Genomic DNA, 14,052 nt, shown 5'->3' with positions numbered 1-14,052 from the left:
CGCACCGGCACCTGCCAGCACCTCCTTCTTTCTATTTCCCGGTGCCTTGAACAAGCTATATCTTGTCGGACGCCAACCTCTTCCCCGTTGTATTATGCCTGCTACCCTTACCAGCCAAGATCAGTTAACCTTGTTGGAACAAGTCAACGACCAGCTGGACAAGTATGACCAGCGCAAGGATGTGAACCGGGCTTTTGCGGTTGGCATCCGGGTTACCACGGCCGCGTTGGGTGCGGCGGTAGCAGTCTTGCTGGGTTGGAAAGTGAATGATGCCTCGCTGGAATGGATGAAAAACCTTGCCTTGGTTTGCGGCGCGCTCATTTCCATCATGAATTCGATTGATACCTTCTTTAGCTTCTCCTCCCGCTGGACGCACTACAAAGGCATCTGCACCCAGCTGCATTTCCTGAAAAAAGAAATCAAGAAGTCTTCGCCGTTGGATCTGACGGCCGCGAGCAATTACGAGTCGCGCTTGGATGAATTAATTGCCGAAGCGCGCCGGGGGGAAATGGACTTTCATTCCAAACGCAAATAGCACCTGCAGCAAAGTGCCGCCCTCATCCCACGACGAGGCGCTTATCTTGCTGACGTTACACCAACCCCGCCCCAACCATGAGCATCTTCGACGGCCTCCTCGGCAACGCCTCCGAAAACGACACCCAGGACACCCAGCAGGAGCTGGCCCGCATCCTGGCTTCCGACGAGCGGGTGGAAAAAGCCTACGCCATCATCCGCGACCAAATTATCTTCACCAACAAGCGCCTGATTCTGGTAGACAAACAGGGCGTGACCGGCAAGAAAAAGGAGTACCTGAGCGTGCCCTACCGCAGCGTAGAGCGGTTTTCGATGGAAACCACCGGCCACTTTGACCTCGACGCAGAATTGAAAATCTGGATTCGTGGGGCCACTGAGCCCATCAGCAAAACCTTCCGCAACGACCAGAACATCCTCGACATCAGCCGCGCCCTGGCCGAGTACGCACTGTGAGCAAGGGGCAGCGGCGGAGGGCGGTGAGTTGTGGTCCCGGCCGGCACGGCCTCACCTTTTCATGTGATGGGTGCAACGAAAGCGGGTGGGTGGCGGCTCTTTTTGGCACATCCCTCACCAACCCACTTATTCCAATGAAAACCAACCTACTCCTGGCCCCGCTGGCAGCCCTCACCCTGCTCACCGCGGGCTGCGACATGACTTCGACCACCTGCGAGAAGCCCCCGCAGCCGGCCTGTACCTCGGGCACAGTGCTGCGCGAAACCTGCATGGCTGGCACCCTCATTCAGCTCGACAATTCCCGGGAAGGCCAGACCATTCAGTTCGACTTCGACGGCACCGGGGTCAAAACCTACCACCACGTGATATCGACTTATACGGAGCTGGACGCCCTCACGCAGCCGGGCACCAAGCTGCACTTCAGCCTGACGCGCGGCGGTACCGGCCCCGAGTTGCAGTGCTTGGCCTACGACGCGCCCTCGGGCATTCCGAAGTACACGCTCAGCAACATCTCGACCATAGCCTGCGACGACCAAGTGCACACCCAGCACGACTAGACGCTAGCTGTTCTAAGCCCGACGGCCCGCCAACCAACATTGGCGGGCCGTTTGGGTAGTGGCCAATAGAACGTGCGGAGTTTTGGAATCTAAATCTGCGGGGCGGCCGAACCACTCCTACCCTCTTTCCGCAGCGGCCGGAGCAAGCTTAACATCGGCCCCACCTCGGACGGCTACCCCGCGGGTATGCGCGGCAAGGCAGCTAGCCGGGTGAAGAATTGCGTATGGGCAGAACGTTGACGCTGTTCGTACGCATTTTTTCATCCTCTTGCCGCTTGCCCGCATGGCTCGTTTTACCAGTGCTTATACCCTGGCCCAGGCCCGGCGCACCCCGCTGATTCCGGTGTTTTACCACGCTGCCGAAGACTACGCCCGCCACGTGCTGCGGGCCTGCTACCGGGCCGGGGTGCGCCTGTTTGAGTTTACCAACCGCGGCCCGGAGGCCTACCACATCTTTGCCCGCCTGCAGCGGCACGTAGAAGCCGAGTTTCCCGACTTGCTGCTGGGCGCCGGCACCATTTTCACGCCCGCCGAAGCCCGGCGGTTCATCGACGCCGGGGCCGATTTTATCATCCAGCCCGTCATGAGCCCGGACGTGGCCGCCGTGTGCCGCCGCTACGATCTGGCGTGGTTGCCCGGCGCCCAGACCATCAACGAGGTCTACGAAGCCCACCGCCTCGGGGCCACGCTGGTTAAGCTGTTTCCCTCGGCCTACCTCACGCCGGCGTACCTGCAGATTCTGCGCGGCCCGCTGCCCCACGTGCCCATCATGGCCACCGGCGGCATTCAGCCCACGGTGCCGCAGGTCACCGAATGGCAACGGGCCGGCGCCACCTGCGTCGGCATCGACGCCCGCCTCCTGCTCACTCAAGATGCCGGGGCCCTGACGGCGCAGGTAGCGCAGTTGCTGCAGGCGCTGCAGCGCCCCGCCGGTCCCGCGTAGCCCTTGCCCTAGGCCGCGGGCGTCTGGATGGCGGGCGGCGTGGGATTGTACTGGGCCGTGGCTACCTGATGCTCGGCGGCGCGCTTGCCTTTGTCGTCCTTCATGTCGCGGCGGTTGAAGGGGCGGATGATGAGGCGCAGGGCCTTGTCGGAATTCCAGTAGCTGAAGGCCCAGTCGATAAAGGCCACCACCTTGTTGCGGAAGCCCACCAGCGTCATCAGGTGCACGAACAGCCAGGTCAGCCAGCCGAAGAAGCCGTTAAAATGCACGTCCTTGGGCAGGTCGACCACGGCCTTGTTGCGGGCCACGATGGCCATAACGCCCTTATTAAAGTAGTTGAACGGCTCGGGCTGCTGGCCCTTGGCGAGGCGGCGCAGGTTGTGGGCCAGGTGGTCGGCTTGCTGCTGGGCCACCGGGGCCAGCATGGGCAAGCCCTTGGGCATGTCCTCGGTCACCATGTTGGCCACGTCGCCGATGGCGAATACGCCCGGTAGGCCCTCCACCTCGTTCCAGCGGTTCACGTTGATGCGCTTGTTGCGCGTGACGGTGCTTTCGGGCAGGCCCGGAAGCGCGGCGCCGTTCACGCCGGCCGCCCAAATCAGGTTTTCCGTCGGGATGTAGTCGGTGTCGGAGTAGTAGGCCCGGCAGTCTTCGAAGCGCTTGATGCCGGTGTTCAGGCGCACTTCCACGCCCAGCTTCTGCAGGTAGCGCAGCGCGTCGTCCTGCGACTTTTTCGACATCGGTCCGAGCAGGGCCGGTCCGGCCTCCACCAGGATGATTTTCATCTGCGAGAGGTCTAGCTCGGGATAGTCCTTGGGCAGCACCGTGCGGCGCATTTCGGCCAGGGAGCCGCTGATTTCCACGCCGGTCGGACCGCCGCCCACCACCACGATGTTGAGGAGGGCCTGCCGCTGCTCGGGGTCTTCCTTGAGCAGCGCTTTTTCAAAGTTCTGGAAGATGTAGCTGCGCAGGTTCAGGGCATTCGGAATGCTCTTGATCTGCATGGCATTGCGCTCAATGCTCTCGATGCCGAAGAAATTGGTCAGCGAGCCGGTGGCAATGACGAGGTAATCGTAGCCGATGTCGCCGATGTTGGTGTGCACCGTTTTGCCGGCCGTATCCACGTGTTCCACGTCGGCGAGGCGGAAAAAGAAGTTTTTCTGCCCGGCGAAGATCTTCCGGATGGGGTAAGCAATGCTGTCGGCTTCCAGCGCGCCGGTGGCTACCTGGTAGAGCAGCGGCTGGAAGTTGTGGTAGTTGTGGCGGTCGATGACCACGATTTGCACCGGGTCGTGCTTGAGCTGCTGGGCCAGGCGCAGGCCGGCAAAGCCGCAGCCGATGATGACCAAGCGCGGGTGCGCGGATTTGGGAAGGTTCGTGTCCATATGGCAAACCTGATATTGAGGCGGGCCAAAGTAAACCCGCGGTGGCACATTGCGGCCTGTCAGGCTTTACCGGAAAAGGGGGTCGGTGGTTACGAAGCGCACCGGTGCCGGGCCACGTGGTATCAGCCGACTTAGCAAGAAGGCACAACGCGGGCTGCACTGGCCGCTACGGCGCGGCGGCCCGCCGGTTCGCTGGCCGTCATTGCGAGGCGCAGCCAAAACAATCCGTCCTCCCACCGCACCACGGTACCGCTGGCAGAAACCGAAAACCCCTCCGAACAAAAAAACACTGCCCGAAACCGGCGTTGCCGGTTTCGGGCAGTGGGTATTGCGTCGGCGGTGCGAAGGATTGGCTATTCGTCCTTCTTCTTGAAGTCGCCGTTTTTGATCTGGTTGATCAGCTGCAGCCAGCTGAAGGGGTTCAGCAGCGGGTTGTTGGAATACGGGTTCGGAGCGGTGCCGTACTTGCGCTGCTGGTCGAGCTGCTGCATCTGCATGGTCTGGCGGTAGTTGGCCATGCTGGTGACGGGCGCGTTCATGAAAATGCGCCGCATGATTTGCTCGTTGAGGTTTTCGGCGGTGGCCGTGCCCCGCTCCTGCGGCAGCTTCAGGGCCAGGAAGGCGCGCTTGAAGTCCTTTTCGGTCACGTAGGGGAAGATGCGCACCTCGGGCAGCACCGTGGCGTCTTCCTTGAGCTGCACAATCACCGAGTAGCTCTGCCGCGGGTAGTCGGGCGGAATGACCACGTACTGGTTGCGGTAGCCCAGGGAGCGGACCACGATGGAGTCGCCGGCCAGGACGGGCAGCGAGAAGTAGCCGTAGGCGTTGGTGGTGGTGCCGCGGCCGGCCTTGGGCACGAACACCGCCGCCCCGGGCACGCCCAGCAGGGAGTCGCCGGTGGCAATGATGCCGGAAAACTGGACTACCTGCCGCTGGCCCTGCGCCCGGGCACTGCGGGCGGGCAGCAGTGCGGCGGCCAGCACGAGCAGCGACGACAACAACAGGAGGTGAAAACGGGCAATCAGGGGCATGTCAGCGGGTTGCGGGGGTAAGCAAAGATACGGCGGTTTCGCCGGGCTTCGGGTGGCCTTGACGTACCTTCGTCGCCAAGGGCCGCCGGCTACATAACCCGGCGGTTAGGCAAAAGATGCGTCTCAAACACTTTTCCGTTGCATTCGGGCTCGGCTTATATAAAGCCCTGGGCGACGAGTCGCGGGTGAGAATCCTGCATTTGCTCTGGCGCAACCAGGAAATGTGCATTTCCGACCTGGAACAGGTGCTGGATTTCACCCAAACGAAAGTCAGCCGGCAATTATCCAGCCTGAAGAATGCAGGTTTGGTGAATTTTCGCCGCCTCGACAACTGGATGTTCTATTTCATCAAGGACGAATACGCCGAGCTGCTGCAGCAACACCTGGGCTACATGGAGCGCGACGCGCAGCTGGTGAAGGACCAGAAGACCTACCAGACGCTCTGGTCGAACCGCGAGCTGGCCGCGTATAAGCTGCAAAACCGCCACTGGACCGGCACGCCGCGGCCGTAGGCGGCTCCCAGCCCCATGAAGTACCAGCATCACCTGTTCGTTTGCACCAACCAGAAAAGCGAGGTCGGCAAGGACGTGGCCAAGGCCCTCAAGAAGGAGCTGAAAAAGCAGGACTTGAAAAGCCTGCTGCTCGGCGGCAAAAAGCGCAAAAACCGCGTGCAGACCAGCAGCTGCCTCGACGTGTGCAAGCACTGCAAGAAGGGAAACGGCGCGGCGCTGGTGGTGTATCCCGAAGGCATCTGGTACGGCGACGTGCAGCCCAAGGACGCCGGCGACATCGTGGCCGAGCACTTAGGCAACAACAAGCCCGTGAAGCGGTTACAGCTGGAGCCGTAACCACTCCCGCCCCACGCATTTTTAATTCATTCTCAGTTTTTTAGTTGAAAACCTACCGCCACCTCTTCTTCGACCTCGACCACACGCTCTGGGACTTCGAGAAAAACGCCGACGAAACCCTGCGCCACCTTTACGCGCTGCACGATTTTGCCCGCTACGGCTTCACGGTCGAGGAATTTATTACCCGTTACAGCGAGGTGAATCACGCGCTCTGGCGCATGTACCAAGCCAACAAGATCAGCCAGAAGGAGCTGCGCGACATTCGCTTCGTGCGCAGCCTGATGAAGCTGGGCGTGCCGGAAAACGAAGTGCCCGCGGAAATTTCCGCCCAGTTCACCGACATCCTGCCCCAGAAGTCGGCCGTATTTCCCTACTGCTACGAGGTGCTCGACTACCTGCAGGGCAAATACACCCTGCACCTCATCACCAACGGTTTCCAGGACGTGCAGCACCTCAAGCTGGCCTCGTCGCAGCTCACCGATTACTTCCAGGAAGTGGTGACATCCGAGCACATCGGTTGCCTGAAGCCCGACCGCCGCATCTTCGAGCACGCCCTGCAGCGCGCCGGCACCACGGCCGCCGAGAGCCTGATGATCGGCGACAACTTGGAGTGCGACGTGCTGGGCGCCTATAACGCTGGCATCGACCAAGTCTACTTCAACCCCGACAAGCGCCGCCACTCGGCCGAAGTAACCTACGAAATCAGCTGCCTGAGCGAGCTGAAGGGCTTTTTGTAATTGCTCATGGCTCGTAGGGCAAGCGCCAGCATCCGAAAACATCAGCCGCGCCTATACGGCATGGCCTTGAGTTGCTGGTGCGGCGCGGCCTTTTTACTGTCCGTTGCCACCTACGATTCTATCAACCGCTGGCGGATTTTGCACGGCCCCGAAACCCAGGCCCGCGTGGCGAGCATCTACCAGCAGCGGCACCAAGGGCGCGTTTCCTACTATATCGGGGCCGATTTCGTCGATTCCGGCAACGTCCCTTATTGGGTCGAGCTGTTAGTCAACGAGTCCCACTTTGCTAACCTGCGGAAAGGCGACTGGGTGGCTATTCGGTACCGAGCCGACCACCCGGCGGATGCGCTGCTGGCCTCGGACTCCTGGCTGCGCCTGCGCAATGCCGGCGCCTTGCTGGTGGCCATGGGCCTCTACGCCGCCGGCCGTGTCCGTTGGCAGCGCTGGCGGCAACACGAGCAAAAGCTTGCCTGATCAAATCAGTTTCAACCTAGCGGCTACCTTTGCCGCTCAACCCTGAACCATCGACATTCCCCGCTATGGCCAACGGCTTTTTCAACGTCCCCGCCCCCAAGAACGAGCCCGTGAAGGGCTACGCCCCCGGTTCCCCTGAGCGCCGCGAGCTGCAAGCCATGCTCAAGCAGCTCAAGAAGGAGGAAAAGGACATTCCGATGTACATCGGTGGCCAGGAGGTGCGCACCGGCAACACCCAGCGCATTTCGCCGCCCCACGACCATAGCCACACCCTCGGCCACTTCCACCTCGGCACCGCCGAGCACGTGCAGCAGGCTATTGATGCCGCCCTGGCCGCCCGCACCCAGTGGGCCGAGCTGCCCTGGCAGGAGCGCGCCGCCATCTTCCTGAAAGCGGCTGAGCTGCTGGCCGGCCCCTACCGCGCCAAGCTGAACGCGGCCACCATGCTGGGCCAGAGCAAGAACGCCTTCCAAGCTGAAATCGACTCGGCCTGCGAGCTGATCGACTTCTTCCGGTTCAACGTGCACTTCATGCAGCAGATCTACCAGCAGCAGCCCGAGTCGGCGCCCGGCATGTGGAACCGCCTGGAGCACCGCCCGCTGGAAGGCTTCCTGTTCGCGCTGACGCCGTTCAACTTCACCTCCATTGCCGGCAACCTGCCCACCGCGCCCGCCATGATGGGCAACGTGGTGGTGTGGAAGCCCGCCAACACCCAGGTATACTCGGCCCAGGTGCTGATGGAGCTGTTCCAGGAAGCCGGCGTGCCCGCGGGCGTCATCAACCTGGTGTACGTCGACGGCCCCACGGCCGGAGAGGTCATCTTCAAGCACCGTGACTTCGCCGGCATCCACTTTACCGGCTCGACGGGCGTGTTCAATAACGTCTGGAAAACCATCGGCGAGAATGTCAGCCGCTACAAGTCCTACCCCCGCGTGGTGGGCGAAACCGGCGGCAAGGACTTCATCCTCGCCCACGCCTCGGCCAACGCCAAGGAAGTAGCCACCGCCATTACCCGCGGCGCTTTCGAGTTCCAGGGCCAGAAGTGCTCGGCCGCCTCGCGCGCCTACATCCCCTCGAACCTCTGGGACGAAGTGCGCCAGTACCTCGTCGACGATTTGAAGTCGTTTAAAATGGGCGACGTGGAGGACTTCTCGAACTTCATCAACGCCGTTATCGACGAGAAGTCGTTCGACAAGCTGGCCCGCTACATCGACGCGGCCAAGAACGACGAGTCGGTGGAAATCTTGGCCGGCGGTACCTACGACAAGTCGAAGGGCTACTTCATCGAGCCGACCATCCTCGTGGCCCAGGACCCGCAGTACGTGACCATGTGCGAGGAGCTTTTCGGCCCGGTGCTGACCCTGCACGTGTACGACTCGCAGCAGTTCGAGAAGACCCTGGAACTGGTGGACAACACCTCCCCCTACGCCCTCACCGGCGCCATCTTCGCCAAGGACCGCTACGCCGTGGACCTGGCCACCAAGAAGCTGGTGCACGCGGCCGGCAACTTCTACATCAACGACAAGCCCACCGGCGCCGTGGTCGGCCAGCAGCCCTTCGGCGGGGCCCGCGCCTCCGGCACCAACGACAAGGCCGGCTCCATCCTGAACCTGCTGCGCTGGGTGTCGCCGCGCACCATCAAGGAAACCTTCGTGCCGCCCGTCGACTACCGCTACCCCTTCATGGGCGTCGACAACCACGAAGATTTGAACGTGAGCGGCAAAGGCGGTTTCTAAGCAGCCCGGCTAGCAACAACGAAAAGCCGCCCCGAGTGACCGGGGCGGCTTTTTCATTGCTAAATACCTTCTGGGAAACTGGCGGAATTTGTTGATGAACGGCGGAGTTATCCACCATGCCGCGCAGTTTCTCTAAAGATACGCCCCGCGGTATCTGGGTTTCGTTGCACCCCCCCGGTTTTCGTCCTACCTTTGCCGCCAATGCCTTTTTTCAACAGCACAACCGTTCCTGCTGCCATGCTGTTAGCCACCCCTGTTGCCTACCAACCGGCGGATTATCTGCCGATTCTGATTCAATTTGGCCTTGCGCTGGCCTTCGTCGCCTTCTCGATGGTGGTGTCCCACCTCGTGGGGCCCAAGCGCCACTCCAAGGTGAAGGACGCCTCGTTTGAGTGCGGTATCGAGTCGGTGGGCAACGCCCGCACCCCGATTTCGGTGAAGTACTTCCTGACGGCCATTCTCTTCGTGCTCTTCGACGTGGAAGTCATCTTCATGTACCCCTGGGCCGTGAATTTCCGTGAGCTGGGCACCTTCGGCTTCGTAGAGATGCTGATGTTCATGGGCCTGCTGCTGGCCGGCTTCTACTACATCATCAAGAAAGGCATCCTGAAGTGGCAGAACTAAGCGAAAGGCTGCCAAACCTTTATTTCCGGGCTGGTGTTCGGAATATTGTGGTTGCCGCCCCGCTTACTTCCCTACCAGAGAGACATTCGTCATGAGTGATAACCGCGTTCCTGAAATCAAAACCGTAGCCGCCCCCGAGGGCATCGAAGGCGCCGGTTTCTTCGCCACGTCGCTGGACAAGGTGGTGGGCATTGCCCGCGCCAACTCCCTGTGGCCCCTGCCCTTCGCCACCTCCTGCTGCGGCATCGAGTTCATGGCCACCATGGGCGCCCACTACGACATTTCGCGCTTCGGCTCGGAACGTCCGTCGTTTTCGCCGCGCCAAGCCGACCTGCTGATGGTGATGGGCACCATTGCCAAGAAGATGGCCCCCATCGTGAAGCAGGTGTACGAGCAGATGGCCGAGCCCCGCTGGGTGCTGGCCATGGGCGCTTGCGCCTGCTCGGGCGGCATCTTCGACAGCTACTCCGTGCTGCAGGGCATCGACCGCATCATCCCGGTCGACGTGTACGTGCCCGGCTGCCCGCCCCGCCCCGAGCAGGTGCTGGAAGGCCTGATGCGCGTGCAGGAGCTGGCCAAAAACGAGTCGATCCGCCGCCGCAACTCGCCCGAGTACCAGGCGCTGCTCGAGTCCTACAACATCAAGTAACTCCCGAGCGGAGCCGTCGGCTAGTGGCCAGCGGCTCCGCTTCCTTGCTTTGCTTCAGTAGACTGTATGTCTGAACTCAATACCTCGCCGGCGGCTCAGCAAAAGGCGGCTGACTATGTGAAAGCCCACGCAGCCATCGGCAACGAGCAGATACTGGCCCGCTTGCAGGAGCTGTTTGGCGCCGACACGTTCTCGGACGTGGAGGAGCAGTACGGCCTGCTCACCGCCACCGTTAGCCGCGAGAAGATTCACGAAATCATCGACGTGCTCCACGGCGAGGAGCAGCTGCAGCTCAACTTCCTCACCACCATGTGCGGCGTGCACTGGCCCGACAACGAAGGCAAGGAGCTGAGCGTGGTGTACCAGCTGCACAGCCTGGTCAACAACATCCGGCTGCGCCTGAAAATCTTCTTCCCCATTCAGGACCCGGTCGTGCCCACCCTCACGGACGTGTACGCCACCGCCAACTGGATGGAGCGCGAAGCCTTCGACTTCTACGGCATCATCTTCACCGGGCACCCCAACCTCATCCGCATCCTGAATGTGGAAGACATGGATTACCACCCCATGCGCAAGGAGTACCCGTTGGAAGACGGCACCCGCGAAGACAAAACCGACCTGTTCTTCGGCCGGTAATCATCCATTTGTCATGCTGACGAAGGAAGCAACTTATCCCCGCTGCCTTTGTCAGAAAAAGTAAATCAGCAGCTGGCGCGGACGTGACAAGGTCCTTCGCTCTGCTCAGGATGACAAAATCAACAATGGCAACGAACGACGCACTGACCGCGACGGGACATATACACCACGAGGCTGCCCAACAGCAGCGCGGCGTGATGGTCACTAAAACCGAGGACTTCGGTACCGACCTCACCACGCTGAACCTCGGGCCGACCCACCCGGCTACGCACGGCATTTTCCAGAACATCCTGCAAATGGATGGCGAGAAAATCATTTCCGGCGTGCCCACCATCGGCTACATCCACCGGGCTTTCGAGAAGATTGCCGAGCGGCGTCCCTTCTACCAGATTACGCCGCTGACGGACCGGATGAACTACTGCTCCAGCCCCATCAACAACATGGGCTGGCACATGACGGTGGAAAAGCTGCTGGGCATCGAGGTGCCCAAGCGCGCCCAGTACATCCGCGTCATCATGATGGAGCTGGCCCGCATTGCCGACCACCTGGTCTGCAACGGCATCCTGGGCGTGGACACCGGTGCGTTTTCGGGCTTCCTCTACTTGTTTGAGGAGCGCGAAAACATCTACGAAATCTACGAGGAGGTCTGCGGCTCCCGCCTGACCACCAACATGGGCCGCGTGGGCGGCATGGAGCGGGACCTCTCGCCGGTGGCGCTGGAGAAGCTGCGCACCTGGCTGAAGCGTTTCCCGGCGGTGATGCGCGAGTTCCAGAACCTGTTCGACCGCAACCGCATCTTCATGGACCGCACCATCAACGTGGGTCCGATTACCGCCGAGCGCGCCTTGAACTACGGCTTCACCGGCCCGAACCTGCGCGCCGCCGGCGTCGACTACGACGTGCGGGTGATGAACCCCTACTCTTCGTACCAGGACTTCGACTTCGAAATTCCGGTGGGCACCAACGGCGACACCTACGACCGGTACCTGGTGCGCAACGAGGAAATCTGGCAGAGCCTGCGCATCATCAACCAGGCCCTGGAAAACCTGCCGGAAGGCCCCTACCACGCCGACGCCCCGCACTACTACCTCCCCCCCAAGCAGGAGGTGTACCGCAACATGGAGGCCCTGATCTACCACTTCAAGATCATCATGGGCGAAATCGACGCCCCGGCTGGTGAAGTGTACCACTCCGTGGAAGGCGGCAACGGCGAGTTGGGCTTTTACCTGATTTCGGACGGCGGGCGCACGCCCTACCGCCTGCACTTCCGCCGGCCCTGCTACATCTACTACCAGGCTTACCCCGAAATGGTGGTAGGCTCGACCCTCTCCGACGCCATCATTACCCTGAGCTCCATGAACGTCATTGCTGGCGAACTGGACGCTTAACCTGCCGCGCATGGAATCGACAACCGCGACCGTAAAGCCGCAATTCTCCGCAGCCGCGAAGGCCGAAATTGCCCGTCTGTTTGAGCACTACCCCGCCGAGCGCCGCAAGTCGGCCCTGCTCCCCATCCTGCACATTGCGCAGGCGGAGTTTGGCGGCTGGGTAAGCCCCGAGGTGCAGGATTTAGTGGCCGAAACCATCGGCATCCTGCCCATCGAGGTGTACGAGGTGTCCTCGTTCTACACGATGTTCAACCTCAAGCCGGTGGGCAAGCACGTGCTGGAAATCTGCCGCACGGGTCCCTGCATGCTGCGCGGCTCAGACGAGCTGACGGCTCAGTTGGAGCGCATCACCGGCGCCAAAGTCGGTGAAACCTCACCGGACGGCCTGTTTACGCTGAAAGAAGTGGAGTGCCTGGCCGCCTGCGGCACGGCCCCCATCGTGCAGGTGCGCGAGAAGTACTACGAGCAGCTGGACACGCCGGAAGCGGTGGATGCCATGCTCAACGAACTGCGCAACCTGGTGCACCGCCCGCTGCTGCCGTGGGAAGAGACCGGCCTGCAGCACTCGCAACAATAACCTTAGAACCTACCGTCATGGGCCGCAAGCTACTGACCGAACATATTAACGTCCCCGGCATCGACTCCTTCGAGGTATACCGCAAACACGGCGGCTACCGCTCGGTGGAGAAGGCCCTGAAGACGATGACCCCCGACGAGGTGGTGGAAGAGGTGAAGAAGTCGGGCCTGCGCGGCCGCGGCGGCGCCGGCTTCCCCACAGGCATGAAGTGGAGCTTCTTGGCCAAGCCGGAGGGCGTGCCGCGCCACTTGGTGTGCAACGCCGACGAATCGGAGCCCGGTACCTTCAAGGACCGGCACCTGATGACCAAGCTGCCCCACCTGCTCATCGAGGGCATGATTACGAGCTCGTACGCGCTGGGCGCCAACACCTCGTACATCTACATCCGCGGCGAGCTGTTGTACGTGCTGCGCATCCTGGAAAAAGCCATTGCCGAGGCCTACGCCAACGGCTTCCTAGGCAAGAACATCCTGGGCTCGGGCTACGACCTGGACCTGCACGTGCACCCCGGCGGCGGCGCCTACATCTGCGGCGAAGAAACCGCCCTGCTGGAGTCGCTGGAAGGCAAGCGCGGCAACCCACGCAATAAGCCCCCGTTCCCGGCCGTGCAGGGCCTTTACGCCCGCCCCACGGTGGTGAACAACGTGGAATCCATTGCCGCGGTAGTTCCGATTGTGAACGACGGCGGCGAGGAATACGCCAAGCTGGGCGTGGGCAAGAGCACTGGCACCAAGCTGATTTCGGCCTGTGGCCACCTCAACAAGCCCGGCATCTACGAAATCGAGTTGGGCGTGCCCGTGGAGGAGTTTATCTACTCCGACGAGTACTGCGGCGGTATCTGGAAGGGCCGCGACCTGAAGGCTGTGGTAGCCGGCGGCTCGTCGGTGCCGATTCTGCCCAAGGAGCTGATTCTGAAGACGGCCGCCGGTGAAAACCGCCTGATGACCTACGAGTCCCTCTCCGACGGTGGCTTCGTGACCGGCACCATGCTGGGCTCGGGCGGCTTCATTGCCATGGACGAGACGACCTGTATCGTGCGCAACACCTGGAGCTTCTCCCGCTTCTACCACCACGAGTCGTGCGGGCAATGCTCGCCCTGCCGCGAGGGTACCGGCTGGATGGAGAAGGTGCTGCACCGCCTAGAGCACGGCCACGGCCACATGCACGACATCGACCTGCTGGTGAGCGTAGCCAAGCAAATCGAGGGCAACACCATCTGCCCGCTCGGCGAAGCTGCTGCCTGGCCGGTGGCTGCCGCCGTGCGCCACTTCCGCCACGAGTTTGAGTGGCACGTGACCAACCCCGCCGAAGCCACCCGCCCCGGCGCCTACTACTCGTCGAAAGCGGCGGTAGTCGCCTAAGGCTTAACTTTGAACGTCTACCGCGACTCGACCTACAAGAACGTCATGTCGAGCGCAGCCGAGACATCTCGCTCGGGTAGTAATCTTCTCGTTGAACGAAGAATTTACTATCGAACTAA

General features: G+C 61.6%; 17 protein-coding genes. 15 read left to right on the top strand and 2 right to left on the bottom strand.

Features of this window, described 5'->3' with window-relative positions; all coding sequences use genetic code 11:
* Positions 1–94 precede the first annotated feature (94 nt).
* The 4 genes from LJ737_RS12040 (at position 95) to LJ737_RS12025 (ending at position 2,487) form a co-directional block, all read left to right on the top strand.
* Positions 95–535, top strand: coding sequence for a DUF4231 domain-containing protein (locus tag LJ737_RS12040; RefSeq protein WP_227765975.1), 441 nt, complete (start codon positions 95–97; stop codon positions 533–535).
* A gap of 77 nt (positions 536–612) precedes the next feature.
* On the top strand, positions 613–987 hold the full coding sequence (locus LJ737_RS12035; protein ID WP_227765973.1) for a PH domain-containing protein: 375 nt from the start codon (positions 613–615) through the stop codon (positions 985–987).
* 134 nt (positions 988–1,121) lie between these two features.
* Entirely contained in the window at positions 1,122–1,544 is a 423-nt protein-coding gene (locus LJ737_RS12030; protein ID WP_227765972.1) for a hypothetical protein, read from the top strand.
* A gap of 283 nt (positions 1,545–1,827) precedes the next feature.
* The gene (locus tag LJ737_RS12025) at positions 1,828–2,487 is read left to right on the top strand and encodes a beta/alpha barrel domain-containing protein (RefSeq protein WP_227765970.1); all 660 of its coding nucleotides are present in this window, start codon (positions 1,828–1,830) and stop codon (positions 2,485–2,487) included.
* A gap of 8 nt (positions 2,488–2,495) precedes the next feature.
* Here the strand turns inward: LJ737_RS12025 and LJ737_RS12020 are convergent, their stop codons facing one another.
* Entirely contained in the window at positions 2,496–3,872 is a 1,377-nt protein-coding gene (locus tag LJ737_RS12020) for an NAD(P)/FAD-dependent oxidoreductase (RefSeq protein WP_227765968.1), read from the bottom strand.
* Positions 3,873–4,225: 353 nt separating this feature from the next.
* On the bottom strand, positions 4,226–4,903 hold the full coding sequence (locus LJ737_RS12015) for a carboxypeptidase-like regulatory domain-containing protein (RefSeq protein ID WP_227765966.1): 678 nt from the start codon (positions 4,901–4,903) through the stop codon (positions 4,226–4,228).
* 116 nt (positions 4,904–5,019) lie between these two features.
* Here LJ737_RS12015 and LJ737_RS12010 point away from each other — a divergent pair, with 116 nt between their 5' ends.
* The 11 genes from LJ737_RS12010 to nuoF all read left to right on the top strand — a co-directional run bounded on the left by LJ737_RS12010 (position 5,020) and on the right by nuoF (position 13,933).
* Positions 5,020–5,415, top strand: coding sequence for an ArsR/SmtB family transcription factor (locus tag LJ737_RS12010; protein ID WP_227765964.1), 396 nt, complete (start codon positions 5,020–5,022; stop codon positions 5,413–5,415).
* A gap of 15 nt (positions 5,416–5,430) precedes the next feature.
* On the top strand, positions 5,431–5,751 hold the full coding sequence (locus LJ737_RS12005; RefSeq protein ID WP_227765961.1) for a (2Fe-2S) ferredoxin domain-containing protein: 321 nt from the start codon (positions 5,431–5,433) through the stop codon (positions 5,749–5,751).
* Positions 5,752–5,795: 44 nt separating this feature from the next.
* Positions 5,796–6,488 carry a YjjG family noncanonical pyrimidine nucleotidase gene (locus LJ737_RS12000; RefSeq protein ID WP_227765960.1) on the top strand — a complete coding sequence of 231 codons (693 nt, stop codon included), beginning with the start codon at positions 5,796–5,798 and terminating at the stop codon, positions 6,486–6,488.
* Between the two features lie 60 nt (positions 6,489–6,548).
* The gene (locus LJ737_RS11995; RefSeq protein WP_227765958.1) at positions 6,549–6,962 is read left to right on the top strand and encodes a DUF3592 domain-containing protein; all 414 of its coding nucleotides are present in this window, start codon (positions 6,549–6,551) and stop codon (positions 6,960–6,962) included.
* Between the two features lie 65 nt (positions 6,963–7,027).
* Positions 7,028–8,698, top strand: coding sequence for an L-glutamate gamma-semialdehyde dehydrogenase (gene pruA, locus LJ737_RS11990; protein WP_227765956.1), 1,671 nt, complete (start codon positions 7,028–7,030; stop codon positions 8,696–8,698).
* A 237-nt stretch (positions 8,699–8,935) separates the two neighbouring features.
* The gene (locus LJ737_RS11985) at positions 8,936–9,322 is read left to right on the top strand and encodes an NADH-quinone oxidoreductase subunit A (RefSeq protein WP_227765955.1); all 387 of its coding nucleotides are present in this window, start codon (positions 8,936–8,938) and stop codon (positions 9,320–9,322) included.
* Between the two features lie 91 nt (positions 9,323–9,413).
* The gene (locus LJ737_RS11980; protein ID WP_078014260.1) at positions 9,414–9,971 is read left to right on the top strand and encodes an NADH-quinone oxidoreductase subunit B; all 558 of its coding nucleotides are present in this window, start codon (positions 9,414–9,416) and stop codon (positions 9,969–9,971) included.
* Positions 9,972–10,037: 66 nt separating this feature from the next.
* Entirely contained in the window at positions 10,038–10,607 is a 570-nt protein-coding gene (locus tag LJ737_RS11975) for an NADH-quinone oxidoreductase subunit C (protein ID WP_227765953.1), read from the top strand.
* Positions 10,608–10,804: 197 nt separating this feature from the next.
* Positions 10,805–11,995 carry an NADH dehydrogenase (quinone) subunit D gene (nuoD, locus tag LJ737_RS11970; protein ID WP_227766340.1) on the top strand — a complete coding sequence of 397 codons (1,191 nt, stop codon included), beginning with the start codon at positions 10,805–10,807 and terminating at the stop codon, positions 11,993–11,995.
* A gap of 10 nt (positions 11,996–12,005) precedes the next feature.
* A complete protein-coding gene (locus LJ737_RS11965; RefSeq protein ID WP_227765951.1) occupies positions 12,006–12,572 on the top strand; it encodes an NADH-quinone oxidoreductase subunit NuoE family protein in 567 nt (188 codons plus the stop codon).
* Between the two features lie 17 nt (positions 12,573–12,589).
* On the top strand, positions 12,590–13,933 hold the full coding sequence (gene nuoF, locus LJ737_RS11960; RefSeq protein WP_227765949.1) for an NADH-quinone oxidoreductase subunit NuoF: 1,344 nt from the start codon (positions 12,590–12,592) through the stop codon (positions 13,931–13,933).
* Positions 13,934–14,052: the final 119 nt, after the last annotated feature.

It is taken from the genome of Hymenobacter sp. 15J16-1T3B (genome assembly GCF_020711235.1).
GTDB lineage: Bacteria > Bacteroidota > Bacteroidia > Cytophagales > Hymenobacteraceae > Solirubrum.
The sequence above is the reverse complement of the archived record's forward strand: the minus strand, read 5'-3'. Positions and strand labels throughout refer to the sequence as shown.